The 2,359-nt window shown below is 60.9% G+C and carries 2 protein-coding genes; one reads left to right on the top strand and one right to left on the bottom strand.

The features are described from left to right. Window positions 1-80: 80 nt before the first annotated feature. Window positions 81-836 (bottom strand): spermidine synthase, encoded by a 756-nt coding sequence (locus tag FEM54_RS30710; RefSeq protein ID WP_017136161.1) that lies wholly within the window; start codon window positions 834-836, stop codon window positions 81-83. A gap of 124 nt (window positions 837-960) precedes the next feature. Here FEM54_RS30710 and FEM54_RS30705 point away from each other — a divergent pair, with 124 nt between their 5' ends. Further along, window positions 961-2,307, top strand: a complete 1,347-nt coding sequence (locus tag FEM54_RS30705; protein ID WP_017136160.1) for a class II 3-deoxy-7-phosphoheptulonate synthase — start codon at window positions 961-963, stop codon at window positions 2,305-2,307. Window positions 2,308-2,359 lie beyond the last annotated feature (52 nt).

Genomic DNA, 2,359 nt, shown 5'->3' with positions numbered 1-2,359 from the left:
CAGTTGAATAGCATTTTCCGGTTGAAATGCATTCCACCTGTGGGAGCCGGGCTTGCCCGCGATGGCGTCAGTACAGGCAACTAGGTCGCCGGCCGAATCGCCTTGATCAACGCCTGCAACGAATACCCCAACCGCGGCGCCAACGCCTCGGCGCGGTCCGACAACGCTGCCATATCCAGTTCCTGATCCAGCTCCGAAGGCACCAGCAAAATCACATTGCCCTCCTTCACCGGCAGTTCCCAGTAATGCCGGTGATACAACCCGCGCAACAACGCCGCGCCCAATGGTTTACCGTCATCGGTCGCCCACTGGTTGATCACCAGCCAGCCACCCGGGTTGAGTTTTTTCTGGCAGTTTTCCAGAAAGGTCCAGGCCAGGTGCCCGACGCCTGGGCCAACATCCGTATACAAGTCGACGAAAATCAAGTCGGCCGACTCGGCGGTATCAAGCAATTGCAACGCGTCACCAATACGGATGTACAAGCGCGGGTCGTCATCCAGCCCCAGGTACTCGATGGCCAGGCGCGGCACATCCGGGCGCAGCTCGATGGCCTCGACGTCTTCCAGCGGCAGAAACTTGAGGCACGCCTGGGTCAGCGTACCGGCGCCCAGGCCGAGGAACAGCGCGCTTTCCGGTTGCTCATGGCACAACGCGCCAATCAACATCGCGCGGGTGTAGTCGTACTCCAGCCAGCTCGGGTCGGCGGTAAACACGCAGCTTTGCTCGATGGCATCGCCAAACTCGAGAAAACGGTAATCAGCCACTTCGAGCACACGAATCATGCCGAAATCATCATGGACTTCAGCCAGCAGGCGCTCGACACGCTCCTCGCTCATCACTACTCCTAAAGGGTTTACCGCACGGCAAAGGCGCGATTGTCGGCCAAGCGGCGGCAACAGGTCACGCACTAATTGCTGCTAACATTGGCGCCCGACCGTCAATCAACCTATCGAGTTCATGATGAGCCAACCCTGGAGCCCCGACAGCTGGCGCGCCCTGCCGATCCAGCAACAACCCCAGTACCCGGACGCTGCGCACTTGCTGCAAGTGGAGCAAAGCCTGGCCAGCTACCCGCCACTGGTGTTTGCCGGGGAAGCCCGCGAATTGCGCCGTCAGTTTGCCGAAGTGACCCAGGGCCGCGCCTTCCTGTTGCAAGGTGGTGACTGCGCCGAAAGCTTTGCCGAGTTTTCTGCTGCAAAAATCCGCGACACCTTCAAAGTACTGTTGCAGATGGCAATCGTGATGACCTTCGCCGCCGGTTGCCCGGTGGTCAAGGTTGGACGCATGGCCGGCCAGTTTGCCAAGCCGCGTTCGGCCAACGATGAAACCATCGACGGCGTCACCCTGCCCGCCTACCGGGGCGATATCGTCAACGGTATCGGCTTCGACGAAAAAAGCCGCGTGCCAGACCCGGACCGCCTGCTGCAGTCCTACCACCAGTCCACTGCCACCCTGAATTTGCTGCGCGCGTTTGCCCAGGGCGGGTTTGCCGACCTGCACCAGGTGCACAAGTGGAACCTGGACTTTATCGCCAACTCCGCGCTGGCCGAAAAATACAGCCAACTGGCCGATCGCATCGACGAAACCCTGGCGTTCATGCGCGCCTGCGGTATGGACAGTTCGCCGCAATTGCGCGAAACCAGCTTCTTCACCGCCCACGAAGCGCTGCTGCTGAACTATGAACAGGCCTTCGTGCGCCGCGACAGCCTGACCAACGACTACTACGACTGCTCGGCCCATATGCTTTGGATCGGCGACCGCACCCGTCAGCTGGACGGTGCCCACGTCGAGTTCCTGCGCGGGGTCAACAACCCGATCGGGGTCAAGGTCGGCCCGAGCATGAAGCCTGAGGACCTGATCCGCCTGATCGACATCCTCAACCCGGACAACGACCCAGGCCGCCTCAACCTGATTGCGCGCATGGGCGCCGGCAAGGTCGGCGACCACCTGCCCAACCTGATTCGTGCGGTACAGCGCGAGGGCAAGCAGGTGCTGTGGAGTTCGGACCCGATGCACGGCAACACCATCAAGGCCAGCAGCGGCTACAAGACCCGCGACTTTGCGCAGATTCTTGGCGAGGTGAAGGAGTTCTTCCAGGTCCACCAGGCCGAGGGCAGCTATGCCGGCGGGATCCATATCGAGATGACCGGGCAGAACGTCACCGAATGCATTGGCGGCGCGCGGCCGATTACCGAAGATGGCTTGTCTGACCGTTATCACACGCATTGCGACCCACGGATGAATGCCGATCAGTCGCTGGAATTGGCGTTTTTGATTGCCGAGACGTTGAAGCAAGTCAAACGCTGAGATTTTAGTTGCCTGGGCCGACGCCATCGCGGGCAAGCCCGCTCCCACAGGG

Origin of the sequence: Pseudomonas edaphica (assembly GCF_005863185.1) — a bacterium.
Lineage (GTDB): Bacteria > Pseudomonadota > Gammaproteobacteria > Pseudomonadales > Pseudomonadaceae > Aquipseudomonas > Aquipseudomonas edaphica.
This window is presented reverse-complemented; position numbering and strand designations above follow the sequence as displayed.

Excerpts from the sequence above, each read along its gene's own strand:
- FEM54_RS30710 (WP_017136161.1), bottom strand. The coding sequence starts at position 836 with ATGAGCGAGGAGCGTGTCGAGCGCCTGCTGGCTGAAGTCCATGATGAT.
- FEM54_RS30705 (WP_017136160.1), top strand. The coding sequence starts at position 961 with ATGAGCCAACCCTGGAGCCCCGACAGCTGGCGCGCCCTGCCGATCCAG.